Below are 13,385 nucleotides of genomic sequence, written 5' to 3' on the forward strand. Positions count from 1 at the left end.
AGCGCCCCCAGCCGGTCCGCCGGCCACCCCACCGGGCCGAGCGTCGTCTGCTGCCGCAGCCCGCCGGCATCCCGCACCTCGACGATGCCCCCGTGTCAGACCACGCCGACAACCGGGTCACCCGGCCGCATCCGCGACAACACCGGACCGGTGTTACGGAACGCCGCGTTCCATGGTTTGCCGTTCGGGGGCAGCAACGTCGCAGCCGGCTTCTTCCCGTCGTCGCCCTCGCTGGCGGCGCTCTCGTTGGTGGCGCTCTCGCGCACCGTGAACGCCTGCTCCCACACACATGCCGACGCCGTCACCGGCACGGAGGCGCAGACCGGGGAAGCCCGGTACTCCCGCTCCCGCTCCAGCGCCCCGCTCACCTCCATGGCCGACATCACCCCCGCCATCAGCCCCACGAGTGCGATCGCCAGCCAGACCGCGACCCGTCCCGCTTGCTCCGTGATCCCCCGCCTCCCCCTCATTCCTCCGCGGGTCCCCTATCCCGCCCGCACATTGGAGCACGGGGGTGATCAAGGAAAGCGGAAGGTCTGGTGCCCCATCACAACTGTTACGGATCAGTCGAGTTGCCTGGGCAGAGGAGGGGCGGCCGTCTGCCAGGGCTCCAGACACCTACAAGCCCCCAGGCCCTGATCGGCCAGCGACCACATAGGCCATCCGCTCAGCTGGAGGGCCTGTTCTGCGGACGGTGGCTGTCGGTGTGTCATGTGGTCCGGCGGTTGCCCTGGGCGTCGCAGGGCAGGTCGGCGGCCGTGTGGTGGGTGAGGAAATCGCGGTGGCCTGACGTTCGGCCTCGGCGATGGCGGTGGGCCGGACGTTGATGATGCCGCCGAAGGGGCGGTCGACGTCGCGGATGATGCACAGGGTTGTGGTGAGGAGCGCGGTGATGATGGTGAGGGTGATGAGCTGCCCGCGGTTGTTGCGGCGGGGCAGGCAGACGCCCAGGGCCATCACGGTGATGACCAGTGTCGCCAGCAGGAACCAGAGGATCGCGCTGGGGATGCTCGCGGTGGCCTGGGTGAGGCGCTCCTCGCGTTCCTCCGAGCGCTTGTTGTCCGCGGCCACCAGCATGCCGAAGACCGGCTTGCCCTCCAGTTCACGGAAGACCCGGCGGAAGTCGGTGGACCAGACGCTGGGAGCCGGCGAGCCGGTGCCGTCGGCCATGGCGGGCCACTCCTGGAGCCGTACGGCACGGGCGTAGCAGACGGCGTCCGCCTGGATTTCGGCCCGCTGCGCGTCGGGCGCGTATTCGGCGGCCTCGACGAGCTGGTCGACGGCCCGGGGCAGCCGAACGTGGCGGCGTCAGGCCCCGGCCAGCCCACCCCCCCCGGCTGGTCGGGGCTCTTGGGCACGGAGCGGCCGTTCTCCCGGTTCTTCATCGTCTGCGGTGTCTTCAACGTGGCCGCGAGCCGGCTGATGGCGCCCTGGATGCCGGCTCCGGCGGTGCACTGCCGGTACATCGGTGAGTGGGTGGCGACCAAGCACCGGTGGGGTCTGGCGGCGGACCGGGCCGAGCGGGAGGCGCTGCCGGGGTACGCGGCCGGCTGCCCGAACGTGAACCTCGCCTTCGAGCGGGCCGGCTGAGACAACCCCCGCCCCGGGCAGGGAACGGCCGCGCCTTGGCGTCTGGCCGGGGCACACGCGCAAGCTGAGCGCCGCGCAACGAATAGATCACGCCACTTGACCGAATCAAGCCCTCTGTGGCTTATTTAGGCCATCCTTACAAAGGGAAGGCTCACCTAAGTCTCACTTTGCGGACTCGAGTTGCACCCGCTCACGATCGGCCTGCGGGGGCCGGCCATGCCGCGCCTCAACAGCTTTAAGGACCAATGGCAGTGACCGCCTCCGCAATGGCCCGCCCCGCGCCGGCGCACGACTCCTCGGCGGCTCCGCTCCCCGGTCCATGGGTGTCGCCCGCCGTTCCGCTGATCCCCAGAGGGGTGCTGCTTTCTGCCGCCGCGGCAGGCCTGTGTGGCGTCTGGGCCGCTGCCGTCTGGACCGCGACCCACGTCCAGGCCGACGCCCGACTCCACACCGTCGCGCTCTTCGTGCACCTGCTCTCCCTGGTCGTGGGGTTCGGCGGGGTCCTGACCGCCGACTGGCTGGGCCTGCAGTGGCTGATGGGCCGACGCTCCCTGCCGGAAGTCCTCCGCACGGCCGACGCCGTTCACCTGCCGATCTGGCTCGGCCTGGCCGGCCTCGTCGCCAGCGGCGTCCTGCTCCACCCCGACCCGGCCTCCCCGCTCACCCAGGTCAAGCTCGCACTCGTGCTCCTCGTCGCCCTCAACGGCCTGCACGCCTGGACTCTCCAGCCACGGCTGTCCGCCCTCTGCAGCGCAACCGGCGGCGCCGCGCCCCGACTGCTGCTCCTGCGCGCCGTCTCGACCGTCCTGGTCTCGCAGCTCGGCTGGTGGGGTGCGACCGTCATCGGCTTCCTCAACACCCGCCGGTGACCGGTCGGCAAGTCGTCCACCGCTTGGATGTGCAGGTCGGTCATCGGCCCGGCAGACCGGTGCGCGCCGCGGCGCGTCAACCGCGATTGCCGTGTGGGGAAATGCAGGCGAGAGCCGAGAGCGGCAGAGCAGGGGGAGCCTGGGACCTGCTCGGCGGGTCACCAACGTTTCCGTGACTACCTGGGCCGGCCGCCGGCCGCCGGCCGCCGGCCGCCGGCCGCCGGCCGCCGGCCCAGGTAGTCGGCCGCCACGGTCAGGGTGGTCGCCCGGAGTGGTGACGGTCCGGTCCGTCGGGTCAGGAAGGCCGGCGGATTAGGTTTCTGGGTGATGTGCGGGCGAGCCAGGTCCGTGTCTCGTCTGCGGTCAGGGCGCGAGTCAGCTCGGCTGTGCCCGGGAGGTGTGGGAAGAACCGGTCTGCGTTCCAGCTGCGCCGGTATGCCGGTTCGTCGAGCACGAGCAGGCGGCGTCCCTCCACCACGGGGATGTCGTCGGGCAGCCCCTCGTTCCAGATCCGCTCGCCGTCCGGGGCGAGGAGTTCGAAGGCCCCGGTCGCGATGGCCTGGGTACGTCCGTGGGCGGGCTCGGGGTCCGTGGCCAGGCGGACGCTCTCTGCTGAAGGGCCGGTGCCGGGGATGTAGCCGCCGCCGACGAGGATGTGGGCGAGGAGTGTGTGCAACTGGAAGTTGTCCCCGATGCCGCCGATGCGTATCTCGAACCCGGTCCCGGTGGGCCTGTGCAGCACTACGAGGGGCTCGTCGTCCAGAACCGCCAGCGCGTAGGCCAGGCACTTGAGGTCGTGCCGTTCCAGGGCCGCCAGGTCGCGGCAGGTGGGAAGGATCGCGGATGCGTGCCGGCGGCGCACCTCGGCGCTGCGGCACAGCACGGCCAGCGCGGGCGGCTGCCACTCTTCGACCGCGCACCAGGCCAGCGTCAGCCGAGTGGCCTCGTGCACGTCGCCGCCCAGGCGGGCCAGCAGGGCGTCGTCAATGATCTTCTCGTCCGGCTCCGGCAGTTCGTCCTCGGCTTCGCCGGCGGCGGTCCAGCGGCGGGCGAACTCGAGGGCGTCGAGCAGGTCCCGGTGGACGCTGTCGAGGATCGGTCCGGCGCAGGCCACGGGATCGGCCCCGCGCTCGACGCAGAAGCCGGCCGCCATCGCGAGCATCGGCCGCGGACCGGTGGGCGGGAAGACGGGGAGCAGCGCCGCCAGCCGGGGCCCTGCCGGAACACGTTCAGGGTCCGACGCCGACTGCACACCGTTCATCATGGCGGCGAAGGCACGCCCGGTGCGGTCGCCATCGCGAGCGGCAACCGCCTCTTCCAGTTCGGACACAGCGGCGTCGAGGCCCGAAGCCTTCCGCTTCCTCTTGAAGATCACCGGCACACCTTAGGCCTGAGGTCTGTCCGGCGTCATCAAGCCAGGACCGTTCGAATATCCCGGACTGCCTTCTGCAGGCGAAACCGGGCTCCTGCAGCCAGAGCCGCGCACGAGAGCCACACGCCACGTTCAGCCGGTGGCTGTCGTGGAAGGCCGAAAGCTCCGCCGGCAGGATCGTGGGGGACAGGCAATCCGTCCACCGCACTCCGTGTCCGCATGTTCGATGCCGGGAGCGGTCCTCACGTGCCGTCGACGCACTGGTCGGCCTACGACGGCCGGCACGGCCGCCCGCGCGCCGAGGGTCTTCCGGGGCACGAAGCCAGGCCGCACCGGCGGCGGCCTGCTCCCGCCACCTTCTTTCCTGCATGGAAAGAAGGTGGTACTTTCCTTATGGGAAAGCACTCGGAAGACTGATGACCAGGGACGCGACCTATGACCGCTTACGACGCCCAGACCGCCCTCGACGCCATACATCACCGTCAGGAGCAGACGCTTGACGAGTACATGCGCCACGCCCACTCCCGCCGCTACCTGATCATTTCGGCGCTGGGCCTGTTCGCTGTGTGCTCGTCCTTCGATCTGCCGAGCCCCTGGAACACCGCCGCGGTCCTGGCAGGGAACGGCCTGACCCTGGGAGGGCTGTTCGTGTACCAGCGCAGGGCCGCGGTCCGCCGCAAGACCGCCGGCCCGGAGATGCTGTTCTACGCGGCGATGGGGGTGCTCCTTCTCGTGCTCTTCTGGACGGCCGCCATCGCCGCCTACTTCCTCGGCCTGCCGGCACGGCACACGATCGCCGCAGCTGTCACCGCCCTTACGGCCGTGGCCGGCTCGTACGCGCTGCGCCCGGTCGTCGGGACCATCGTCCGCAGGAACGGCCACGCCTGATGGATCCGGACTTCGACGAGTTCCTGCATGTCCCGGCGCGACTCTCGGTGGTCGCACTCCTGGCTCCTGCCGACTGGGTGGAGTTCGGATTCGTCCGGGATGCGGTGGGCACCAGCGACTCGGCCCTGTCCAAGCAGGTCGCCGCGTTGGCAGACGCCGGGTATGTCGAGGTCCGGAAAACACGGAACCGCACGGGACGGCACACCCACCTCCGCCTCACCCCGTACGGGCGCCAGGCATTCCAGCGGCACGCCTCGGCGCTGGAGAGGATCGTGGCGGCAGCGCGCAAACCTCCGGAGTAGTCGGAAGATCTGCACCCGGCGACGCGGGCCGGCGGAGGCATGGCCGGGCAGGCGGCCTTCGGCGGCGACGTCCTGGCCATGCAGCGTGCAGGGCGCGGACCGGGCGCAGTCGGCCCCGCCGGACCGTCGGGTTGCAGCAGGCCGGAGTCGAGCTCTCGGCGTTCCCGCCGCAGCGAACCAGCACAGACGCCGGAGTGTTCGCCCGCAGCGGGCCGGGACTCCTCGCCCTGGCCGCCGGCATCCGGCAGATGATGGGCAGGCCGACTCGAAGGCATCACTCCAGGAGGCGGCCCCATGGCACTTCTCCCGCAACTCCATGTGGAGGCGGTGGGTTCGATCAATCCCGAGGCAGTTGCTGCCGCTCACCGTGAGGCGATCCCGCGGATAACGCCTTCGGGTAAGGAACCGGTTCAGTTCTGGTGCCACTCCGAGTAGGTGAACTCGTCCGCCGGGCTCGCGGGGGACGAGTAGCCGTTCGAGAGGACGGTGACGTTGACGGTCGCGGGCTTGCCGATGCCGATGGTTACCGTGGGCGCCTTGACGAGCAGCTGCTGGGGGGCGTACTCGACGAGCTCGGCGAGGTGGTCCCCGAAGTAGACCTGGGCGTCCGAGCCGAAGTAGAGGCCGTTGACCTGGACTTGGTCGCCGGCCCGGCCGCTGTCCGGGCTGATGCCGGTGACCACCACGGAGGCGGGGCCGCCGTAGGCGAACTGGCCGCGCGGGACGGCCGGGGAGGTGCCCAGATTGTTGGTGACCCGGATGTCGACCACGCCGACGCCGTCGGGCGCCCACGCGATCATCACGTCGTCGCGGATGATGTCCTGCTTGGAGACCGGCACCGTGCCGAAGTCGACCACGACACCCTGGCCGAACCCGCTGCCGACCACCGACCACCGGAACCTCGCGGCGGTGGCAGCGAACACAGTGCCTGCCAGGCCGTACCGCGCGAGCCAGGTCAGGCCGTCCGGCTGGGTTCCGTAGAAGGCACCCCGACGAACCTCGTCGCCGGAGTGGCTGGACCGCCGCGTCAGAGACCGCTCCGCACCCTCGCGTCTGCCCGAAGCTCCACGGCCGAGGCCACGTCGTTCTACCGTGGCCGGCAGCACCTGCCGCAGGAGGAGCCGATGAGCGCCCAGCCCGACCACACACCCGCCGCCCCGTACGCGCCCGCACCCGGCGCTGCGGCCGGACTCCTTGGGCGCGGAGCGGCCGGACGCCTTGCACGGCATGGACGGCGGTCATGAGCGCCGAAGCCCGGTGGCAACGAGCCACAACCACGAGTGCGCCGTCACCGTGAGACTCGTCGGGTCGCCGATGAGCAGCGCGGTGGCAGAAGCGATTACGTGACGAGGCCAATGGGTTTCGTGACGCCCGTACCGTCCAGCGCGGCATTTTCCGTTCCGGCCGCCTGTCCCTTCAGCCGTGCCCGGTAGGCGCGGGAGCGGCAGCGGGGCGAGCAGTGGCGGGGCGGACGGCCGCCCGGCCGGCGCGGGCCGGCGGCGGGGGCGGCCACCGGACCGCCGCAGCCGGGACAGCCCGTCGCCTCCCCGAACCCGGCGGCATCGGGCGCGGCGGCGCCGGGCGCGGGCCGGTCCGGGTGGGCGGTCAGGCCTTGGCGCTCGGCGATGACGCCCGCCTGGAAACGACTGTGCGCGCCGAGTCCCTCCAGGAGTTCGGAGACGTGGCGGCGGCAGGTGCGCAGGGAAATGCCCAGCCGCCGCGCGATGGACTCGTCCTTGAGCCCCTTGGCCAGCAGCACGAGAATGCTCTGCTTCATCGTCTTGGACACGTCGTGCGCGGCCTGAGGTCCCGTCGCGAACGGCGCGGCGTTCTCCCAGTCCCGCTCGAAGACGTCCAGCAAATAGGCCAGCAGGTCCGGCTCCCGGATGAGCAGCGCACCGCCCGACCGGGCCGGCAACAGGGCCAGCGTCCCGTCCACGATGATCATCTGCGGCAGTACCTCCGGCAGCGTCCGGATCTCGGCGCCCGCTCCGATGAGCTGCTCCGCGTGCAGCCGTGTGGCCTGGTCGAACCGCGTCGCGTGCTGGTACAGGCTCCGCATCCGGATGCCCCGCCCGAGCAGCGCCAGGTCGCGCGGCAACGCTTCCCGCAACGCCGCGGGCGAGAACGCCCCGCCGTGCTTGGAGACCAGTACCTCGCCGCGGCACGAGTCGATCACGTCCGACAGCAGCGAGCGGACCGCCAGCTTGTCCGGCACGTGGTCGATCGTGCCCTGGGGAAAGGCGTGGCGGCGGGCCTGGAGGTAGACCGGCGTCAGCGCCGCCAGCCCGTCGCGCTGGAGCTGGATGTGCCGGCGCTGTTCCCGCAGCGCCTCCTCCTGTGCGCGCAGGGCGGTGTCCCGGTCCGACAGCAGCTGCGCAGTGGCGGTCTGGGGGCTGACCGGCTGCCAGCCGGCCTGCCCCTGCTCCGCGCCGTCGTCGGCCAGTTCCGTGAAGAGGCAGGAGTCGGTGAGGGCCTTCACCGCGGAGAGGCATGCCTGCGGGCTGATCCCGGTATCGGCCGCAGCCCGCGCGAGGGTCGCAGGGGTCAGGCGTTCGTGGACGACCGCCCACCGGTAGAGCATGACCGCCGCGCTGTCGAGGCCGGGCACTGTGGCTGCCGGGGCGGATTCCCTGTCCGTCTCCATCTGGCATACCTCCTAAACGTGCCTGGCAGGATCATGATCCCCCATCGGGGATGTGTGCGCCGTCAATCGACTGGCAGGGTGATGACCACGGCAGGAACGGCTCCCCGACCAGGAGCACCGCCCCGCCGTCGCCGGAATGTCGCCGAAGCGAGGGGAATTGACACCATGTGCGCAATCGTGGTGCGGACGCTGTCCGCGGTCGTGCTGGGCATCGGAATGTTGTGGGGCGGCGCCGCTACGGCCTCCGCTGCCGTGCACGGAACGACCGTCACACCCCCGCAGGGCGGTGGCCACGACAACAAACAGTGCATCGTGACGACGGCCTGGGGCGACGCCTGGTGTCCCGGCAAGCCGCTCCCCTAGCCGCCCGGGAGACCGGGTGCGGGGGCAGCGGACTCCATCCGCTGCCGGTTGGGTGGCTGTGGGCCCGACCCGGTCGTCATACGGACGCGTCGAAGAGCGTCCGGTCCCTCGTGCGGCGCCATGGACGGCGTACCGATCCGATCGATCATCGGTACCGGCCCTGGCGGATCCCCCAGGTGCCCAGAGCGTGTCGCCCCGTACGGGAATCCGTGCGGGGCGGTGTCGTGCGGTGACACGGAGGCGATGCGCGCGGGGACGGGTGGGTTGCCGGTGGGAGGGGCGGCCCGGGGTGGGCCGCTATCCGGCGTTCTGGAGCTTCAGCAAGCCGACGGGGCTGCCGATGGGGGATGGTGCGGGTGCCGGGGGCGGGCGGGCGAGGCGAGCGGATCTTTGGACTGCTGTGGCTGCGGCTTGACCGGCTTGACCGGCTTGCAGTCGTCGGCCGCCGCCAGGGCCGTTTCCAGGAGCCGGCGGGCCCGGGCCTCGGCGGCGTGCCAGCCGAGCCGGCGGGCTGCAGCGACCGCGCGCTCGCCGCAGTCCACGGCGTCCGACGGGCGGTTCCCGGCCAGTTGGGCGGCTGTCTCCGATATGAGGTTCATCGCCTCCATCACCGGGGAGCCGTACCGCGCGCCCAACTCGGCGCTCTGCTGGTGCCGGGCCACTGCCTCGTCGGGGCGGCCGAGATGACGGGCGGTGAGTCCCAGGTTGTAGAGCGCGTACGCCTCGCCGCCCCGGTCGCCCGCATCGACGGCCGACGCGAGGGTGGTCCGGCTGATCTCGGCGGCCTCGTCGCGCCTGCTGAGGCGCAGCAGTGTGCTGACGCTGCTCGCACGGGCGTTGCGGCCGGCCCAGTCGCTGCCGCAGGCATCGCCAGCGGCGACGGCCTCCCGGTGCAGGGCGTCGGCCCGCCGCCAGTGCGCCCGGTACTGGCACAGGTGGGCCCGGCGGTTGAGGATCGCGGTGTGCACCGCGTCGTCCCCCACGGCCCGCGCCGCGTGTTCGGCGGTGTCCAGCATCCGGCCGGCCTCGTCCAGCCGTCCCAGCTGGGTGAATGCGCTTGCGAGCACGTAGCCGGCGCGGCCCGCCGCACGCAGGTGCCCCTGGTCCTGGGCGGCCCGCAGGATCGTGCCGAGCGGGTCGAGGGAATGGGCCCACAGGTGCGAGCCCTCCAGGAGAGGCTCGACGGCGAGCGCGAGATCGGCGGCCGCGGCGACGGCCGACGGCACGGTTTCCAGGATTTGCGCGGCGACGGTGAGCGCACCGTCGTGTTCGGGGTCGAGCAGGCGCTGCCGGCTGTCGAGGCGGCCGGGGTGGCCGTCTGGGGGCAGCATGCCTGGGACGTGGTGCCCCGGGCGTTCGGCGGCGTGGACGGCGCGGGCGTCGGCGAGCAGCTGGTCGAGGAAGCGGACGAGGGCCGCTACCCGTTCATCGGGCCGGTCGTCGGCGCGGGAGACCTCGGCTGCGAATGTCCTCAGCAGCGCGTAATGGCGGTAGACCCCGGGTTGGGGCGACTCCAGCAGACCGAGTCCGGTCATCCGTTCCAGGAACTGCCCGGTGCGCGTCGGTGACAGTCCGCCGAGGGCGGCTGCCCCCGCGACGTCCGTGGCGCCCCGGCCGCGAAGCGCCAGCAACCGGAACAGGCGGGCTTCTTCGCCGTCGAGCAGGTCGTAGCTGGGCCGGACGCACGCCGTGATGCCGTCCTGGGATCCGGCCGACGCGGGGAACACGGAGAACGGGGGAAGCGCTGGAAAGGCGGGGTGACACCCGTCGAGCAGGCGGACGAAGTCGGACAGGGACCACGAGGGGCGGGTAGCGAGCCGCGCGCCGGCCAGGCGCAAGGCCAGGGGCAGTCCGCCGCACCGCTCGGCGATGGCCGCCGCCTGTACGGGCTCGGCGGCGATCCGCCGCGGGCCTGCGGTGGCGTCGAGCACGGCCAGCGCCTCCCGGGCGGCCAGGGGTTCCAGGCGGACGCGGTGTACGGCCTGGAGCCCCTCCAGTGCGGCCCGGCCGGTGACGAGCACGGCGCAGGTCGGCGAGCCCGGGAGGAGTGCCTCGACTTGGGCGGTATCCCGGGCGTCGTCCAGGACCACCAGGATCTGGCGGCCGGCCACCGTCGTACGGAAGAGGGCGGCCTTCTCCTGCGCTCCGTCCGGGATCGCCGGCTCAGGTAAGCCGAGCGCCTGGAGGAAGCCGGCCAGTACCGTGCCGGGGTTCGCGGGGTCGGCGGAGGTGCCGCGCAGGCCGGCGTACAGCTGCCCGTCCGGAAACCGGTCCCGCAGGCGCTGGGCGACGTGGACGGTCAGCGCGCTCTTGCCGACACCTGCGGTGCCGGTGACCGTGGCGATGACGAGGGATTCGGGTCGCGGGTTCGTCAGCGTGTCCAGGAGGTCCTGTACCGCCTCGGTGCGGCCGATGAGGTTGTCCGGCGGGAAGGGGAGCTGGGCCGGTCTTGGGAGTTCACCGCCGTCGGGGCGAACGGGTGGCTCGCCGGTTTCGGCGGGTGCGTCGGCAGCGGCCGTCGGGGCGGGGATCCGGTGTGGGCGGGTGTCCTGCTGGTCCTGCCCGGCCTTCTGGTTCTGGTTGCCCTGCTCGCCCTGTGCCGTCCGGGCATTGCGGCCGCTGCGGGCCAGTGCGATCCCGGCCAGTTCCCGCAGCCTTCCGTGGAGGGGGTGTTCCGCGCAGAGCCTGGTCAGTTCGGGGACAAGGCGGGCGTGGTGCCCCAAGTGCAGGTCGAGTTCGATGCGCTCCAGCAGCACCGACAGCCGCAGCTCCGCCAAGCGCTCGCGGTGGATCGCGGCGTGCGGGCCGGGGAGTCCGGCCAGCGGGGCCCCGCGCCACAGGTCGAGCGCCCGGGCCAGCCGTTCGGCTGCCTCGCCGGCCTCCTGTGCGGCGGCGCACGCGCGGGCTTTGGCGACCAGTTGGTCGAACACGTCGAGGTCCAGTGTGCCCGGGGCGGTGTGCAGGAGGTATCCCTGGCCGTGTGTCGTGATCCTGGAGCCAAGCGGGCGCCGGAGCCGGTACACGTGTGACCTGACCGTGCCCACCGCCGTGCGCGGCGGTTCCTCTCCCCAGAGGCCGTCGACGATCTCGTCGAGGTCCACGACGTCGTTGCGTCGCAGGAGGAGCATCGCGAGCAGCGCCCGCTGCTGCGGCGATCCGAGTGGAAGCGGCGCGTCGCCCAGCCGGGCTCGGACCGTTCCGAGTACGGAGAACAACGGTTCGCTCTCAGCGCTGTTCACGGTCGGCTCCTTCCCCGGGCCGGGGCGTCCGTTCAACCGTGCGGTCCCGGGCGGGGCGGGTGGCCGGAACCGATCCGGTCGGGATCTCTGCGGCGATCGTGCGCACGCGTCACCTCCACATAGGGGCCAGGGCCCGGCAGGCTGGTTGGGGGAACCGGCCCGCCGGGCTTGGAACGACCTTGCCAGGCAGGGGGTGGCATGACCGCACTCTCAAAGGATCATGTGAATGCCATGCACCTTTAGGAGGCATGGGGACGGGCGTCCGGGCACCGCCGGATCGGGTCGTCACTCGTTGCCGGGGGCTGCTTCGCGCGGTGGTGGGCCGTCCGGAAGGCGGCGTGCGGCCCCGCGTGCGCCCTGGAGGCGCGGGGGAGGCTCGCTCGCTCGGGGCGCGGGAAGGGAAACGGTCGTCCGGGCCGTGTGGCGGCACACCCGGCGGGCGGGCGATCGTGACGAAACTCCGGTACGCGTCACGAAACCGGGACGGGAGCCGGCCGCTGTGCTTCAGGGGCGGCCCCGCGGGCGGTAGGCGCCCGCGGCGGGTGTGTCCAGTACCCGGGCGTCCACCAGGGCCTCGGCAATACGGGCCGCGTCCGCAGGGCCGGTGCCCAGGACGGCGGCGAGGGCGTCGACGGACGACGGGAAGGTTCCGTGACGGGTGAGCCGGCGGGCGGCACGGGCCAGTTCGGGCGGCAGGTCCTCGCATCCGGGAGCGGCGGTGTCCGGAGCGGCGGTGTCCGGAACGTCGATGTCCACACGGCAGGGCGGGGCGGCAGCGGGCGGCGCGGTGAGTTCGATGTGCGTCGCCGCGGGCAGCTCGAATGGGAGGACTCGCGAGCGGGTGGTGAGGAGGACGGCGCTGCCGGGAGTGCCGGGCAGCAGGGGAACGGCCTGGGCCGCGTCGCGGGTGCCGTCGAGGACGACGAGGACGCGCCGGACCGCCAGGGCCGACCGGTACAGCGCGGCCCGCTGGTCCGGGTCGGCGGGAATCCCGGCCGCCGGTATCCCAAGGGCATGGAGAAGGTACCCCAGGAGGGGGCCCGAGCCGGCCTCACCAGGGCCCCACGTCCGCAGCTCGGCGTAGAGCCGGCCGTCGGGGAAGCGGTCGGCCGCACTGTCCGCGATCCGCCGGGCCAGTGCCGTCTTGCCTGCCCCGGCGGGCCCGGTGATCGCCAGGACAGGGACGACGGCGCGGTCCGCTCCCTTGGTGAGGGCACTCATCGCATCGCCGAGTGCGCGTTCCGCCTCGTCCGGGAGCCGTGCGCTTCGCGTTTGTGGCCGCGCAGGGGTGCGGGGTGGCGGACGGCGGACGAGGAGCGGCGGGTCGTGGGCGAGCAGGCGGGCGTTGAGGGCCGTCAGTTCCGGGCACGGGGCGACGCCGAGTTCCTCGTCCAGGACGCGGTGCGTGTCGGCGAACACGGTGAATGCCTCCGCCTGTCGGCCGCAGCCGTGCAGGGCGCGCATGAGAAGGGCCCGCAGCTCCTCGTCGAGCGGGAACTCCCGCGTGAGCATGGACAGTTCAGGGATCACGGTGTGGTGCAGGCCGAGGCGCAGGGCGCAGACGATGTGCCGCTTGCGGGCGGTCGTGCGCAGGGCGGCGAGGCGGGTGCGTTCCTCTTCCGCGAACGGGCCGGGCACGCCGGCCAGGGCCTCCCCGGTCCACAGGGCCAGCGCACCGGCCAGCAGGGCGTGTTCGGCGGCGGTGTCGCCCCGTTCGCGGACCTTCCGGGCGGCCTCGACCTGTTGCTCGAACCGCCAGGCGTCGACCGATTCTGGAGGGGTGTCCAGCATGTATCCGCGCTCGTCGCCGAGCAGGATCCGGGCCGGCTCCCCGGGGGCGCGGCCCGGTTCGAGCAGGGTACGCAGTGCCCAGGCGTAGGTGCGCAGGTTCCCGGCCGCACTGGCCGGGGCGTCGTTCCCCCAGACGGCGGCGACGAGTCCGGCCACCGTGACCGGGCGGCGCCGTCGTAGCAGCAGGACGCCCAGGACCGCCTGCTGTCGCGGCGGTCCCGGGCGCACCTGCGGACCGCCGGGCGGGCCGACCCGGACCGGGCCGAGCAGCCGGAAGAGGGGGGTGTGGTCACCGTCAGGCGCGGCTGGGCTCACTCCGCGCAT

The 13,385-nt window shown here is 72.5% G+C and carries 12 protein-coding genes; 5 read left to right on the forward strand and 7 right to left on the reverse strand.

The window, feature by feature from the left end:
* Positions 1-95: 95 nt before the first annotated feature.
* Together ACFY04_RS28655 and ACFY04_RS28660 are read right to left on the reverse strand one after the other, a co-directional pair.
* Positions 96-470, reverse strand: a complete 375-nt coding sequence (locus ACFY04_RS28655; RefSeq protein ID WP_389120992.1) for a hypothetical protein — start codon at positions 468-470, stop codon at positions 96-98.
* Between the two features lie 148 nt (positions 471-618).
* Positions 619-1,170, reverse strand: a complete 552-nt coding sequence (locus ACFY04_RS28660) for a hypothetical protein (RefSeq protein WP_389120994.1) — start codon at positions 1,168-1,170, stop codon at positions 619-621.
* Between the two features lie 180 nt (positions 1,171-1,350).
* On the opposite strand from ACFY04_RS28660, the gene ACFY04_RS28665 reads away from it, so the two are divergent.
* A complete protein-coding gene (locus ACFY04_RS28665) occupies positions 1,351-1,590 on the forward strand; it encodes a hypothetical protein (RefSeq protein ID WP_389120995.1) in 240 nt (79 codons plus the stop codon).
* Positions 1,591-1,841: 251 nt separating this feature from the next.
* Positions 1,842-2,459: a hypothetical protein gene (locus tag ACFY04_RS28670; RefSeq protein WP_389120997.1), complete on the forward strand. Its 618-nt coding sequence runs from the start codon at positions 1,842-1,844 to the stop codon at positions 2,457-2,459.
* A 295-nt stretch (positions 2,460-2,754) separates the two neighbouring features.
* Here the strand turns inward: ACFY04_RS28670 and ACFY04_RS28675 are convergent, their stop codons facing one another.
* A complete protein-coding gene (locus ACFY04_RS28675; RefSeq protein WP_389121000.1) occupies positions 2,755-3,834 on the reverse strand; it encodes a hypothetical protein in 1,080 nt (359 codons plus the stop codon).
* A 432-nt stretch (positions 3,835-4,266) separates the two neighbouring features.
* Between ACFY04_RS28675 and ACFY04_RS28680 the strand changes: the two genes are divergently transcribed.
* Together ACFY04_RS28680 and ACFY04_RS28685 are read left to right on the forward strand one after the other, a co-directional pair.
* On the forward strand, positions 4,267-4,719 hold the full coding sequence (locus ACFY04_RS28680; RefSeq protein WP_389121003.1) for a hypothetical protein: 453 nt from the start codon (positions 4,267-4,269) through the stop codon (positions 4,717-4,719).
* Positions 4,719-5,021 carry a winged helix-turn-helix domain-containing protein gene (locus tag ACFY04_RS28685; RefSeq protein ID WP_389121006.1) on the forward strand — a complete coding sequence of 101 codons (303 nt, stop codon included), beginning with the start codon at positions 4,719-4,721 and terminating at the stop codon, positions 5,019-5,021. The genes ACFY04_RS28680 and ACFY04_RS28685 overlap by 1 nt, the downstream gene beginning before the upstream one ends.
* 410 nt (positions 5,022-5,431) lie before the next feature.
* Here ACFY04_RS28685 and ACFY04_RS28690 read toward each other — a convergent pair whose 3' ends face one another.
* The gene (locus ACFY04_RS28690; protein WP_389121008.1) at positions 5,432-5,944 is read right to left on the reverse strand and encodes an IPT/TIG domain-containing protein; all 513 of its coding nucleotides are present in this window, start codon (positions 5,942-5,944) and stop codon (positions 5,432-5,434) included.
* Between the two features lie 416 nt (positions 5,945-6,360).
* Entirely contained in the window at positions 6,361-7,668 is a 1,308-nt protein-coding gene (locus ACFY04_RS28695) for a LuxR C-terminal-related transcriptional regulator (protein WP_389121010.1), read from the reverse strand.
* A 165-nt stretch (positions 7,669-7,833) separates the two neighbouring features.
* On the opposite strand from ACFY04_RS28695, the gene ACFY04_RS28700 reads away from it, so the two are divergent.
* Positions 7,834-8,031 (forward strand): hypothetical protein, encoded by a 198-nt coding sequence (locus ACFY04_RS28700; RefSeq protein ID WP_389121011.1) that lies wholly within the window; start codon positions 7,834-7,836, stop codon positions 8,029-8,031.
* Between the two features lie 317 nt (positions 8,032-8,348).
* Here the strand turns inward: ACFY04_RS28700 and ACFY04_RS28705 are convergent, their stop codons facing one another.
* On the reverse strand, positions 8,349-11,270 hold the full coding sequence (locus tag ACFY04_RS28705) for a BTAD domain-containing putative transcriptional regulator (protein ID WP_389121013.1): 2,922 nt from the start codon (positions 11,268-11,270) through the stop codon (positions 8,349-8,351).
* A 504-nt stretch (positions 11,271-11,774) separates the two neighbouring features.
* A complete protein-coding gene (locus tag ACFY04_RS28710) occupies positions 11,775-13,385 on the reverse strand; it encodes a BTAD domain-containing putative transcriptional regulator (protein ID WP_389121014.1) in 1,611 nt (536 codons plus the stop codon).

Source organism: Streptomyces sp. NPDC001549, from assembly GCF_042894025.1.
Lineage (GTDB): Bacteria > Actinomycetota > Actinomycetes > Streptomycetales > Streptomycetaceae > Streptomyces > Streptomyces kutzneri.

Bases quoted from the DNA above. Each gene is read 5' to 3' on its own strand.
- ACFY04_RS28655 (WP_389120992.1), bottom strand. From the start codon at position 470: ATGAGGGGGAGGCGGGGGATCACGGAGCAAGCGGGACGGGTCGCGGTC.
- ACFY04_RS28660 (WP_389120994.1), bottom strand. From the start codon at position 1,170: ATGGCCGACGGCACCGGCTCGCCGGCTCCCAGCGTCTGGTCCACCGAC.
- ACFY04_RS28680 (WP_389121003.1), top strand. From the start codon at position 4,267: ATGACCGCTTACGACGCCCAGACCGCCCTCGACGCCATACATCACCGT.
- ACFY04_RS28685 (WP_389121006.1), top strand. From the start codon at position 4,719: ATGGATCCGGACTTCGACGAGTTCCTGCATGTCCCGGCGCGACTCTCG.
- ACFY04_RS28695 (WP_389121010.1), bottom strand. From the start codon at position 7,668: ATGGAGACGGACAGGGAATCCGCCCCGGCAGCCACAGTGCCCGGCCTC.
- ACFY04_RS28700 (WP_389121011.1), top strand. From the start codon at position 7,834: ATGTGCGCAATCGTGGTGCGGACGCTGTCCGCGGTCGTGCTGGGCATC.
- ACFY04_RS28710 (WP_389121014.1), bottom strand. From the start codon at position 13,385: ATGCGCGGAGTGAGCCCAGCCGCGCCTGACGGTGACCACACCCCCCTC.